The sequence below is a fragment of the Luteimicrobium sp. DT211 genome, from assembly GCF_049844995.1.
Lineage (GTDB): Bacteria > Actinomycetota > Actinomycetes > Actinomycetales > Cellulomonadaceae > Luteimicrobium.
Genome location: NZ_JBNCMC010000023.1, coordinates 1 through 1,070, shown reverse-complemented (window position 1 = coordinate 1,070; position 1,070 = coordinate 1). Strand labels below are relative to the sequence as shown.

Genomic DNA, 1,070 nt, shown 5'->3' with positions numbered 1-1,070 from the left:
CGAGCGTGCGGAGACGATCGGTGACCTGGTGCGGGCGGTCGGTCAGGTGGAGTCGATGATCCGGACCGCGACGGCGTGGCGCACGGAGCTGTTGGAGCTCGCGCGGCGGGCGGTGACGCTCGCGCCGGGGGCGATGCTCGCCCCGGAGCTGGCCCCGGACACCTGGGTCGGTGATGACGCGGTGGAGCTGGCGCAGCGGGCGTTGGTCGCTGAGGTGGCCACGACGCTGACGGTGCACGAGCGGACCGCGGCCCGGTTGTTGGACGAGGCCGAGCAGGTCGTGACCGGGTTGCCGTCGACGCTTTCCGGGATGCGGGCCGGGGAGGTGTCCTACCGGCATGCGCAGGCCGTGGTGGAGCACACCGCCGGGTTGGGTGCGGGCGACCGGTCGCGGGTGGAGGGCGAGGTGTTGCCGGTCGCGGCCTCGATGCCGGCGGGGGCGTTCGAACGGCATGTGGGGCGGGTGCGGGAGCGGCTGCTCGCCGAGCCGGTGACCGTGCGGCAGGAGCGGGCCGCGGCTCGTCGGCGGGTGTGGGTGGACCCGGCCCGGGACGGGATGGCGTTCTTGACCGCGTACCTTCCTGCGACCACGGCGTGCGCTGTGGTGGACCGGTTGGACCGGGCCGTCGGCGTGCTGGGTGGGGACGATGAGCGGACGACGGATCAGCTGCGCGCGGACGTGTTGTCGGCGTTGCTGCTCGATGACGGGTCGTTGGACCTGGTCGCGTTGAGCCTGCAGACCGCCGCCGTCCCGCAGCCCCAACCGTCGCACGCGGGGTCGACGATGCCCGGGTCGACGTCGCGGACGGTCGGCTCCGAGGCCGGCGACTCGGAGCCGGTGTGGGACGCGGAGACGAAGGCCAGGGCGCTGGAGACTCTCGACCGGTTGCGACATGACCCGCCCGAGCCCCCAGACTCGGCCCGGCGGGTCGAAGCGACCCGGGAGGCGATGGCGAGGATCGCACGGTCGATCGCCCCGCGGGTGACCGTGACCGTCCCCGTCCTGGCGTTGCTGCGCACCCTGACCAGGAACAGTGACGGACCCGCGGACGACGACCCCGACGACAGCG

Annotated in this window: 1 protein-coding gene; it reads left to right on the top strand. The window is 73.8% G+C overall.

Annotation, left to right across the window (positions count from 1 at the left end; all coding sequences use genetic code 11):
• Positions 1-1,070 (top strand): DUF222 domain-containing protein (locus tag ACLQ14_RS19415; RefSeq protein WP_425816095.1); only part of this gene is annotated, 1,070 nt, incomplete at both ends.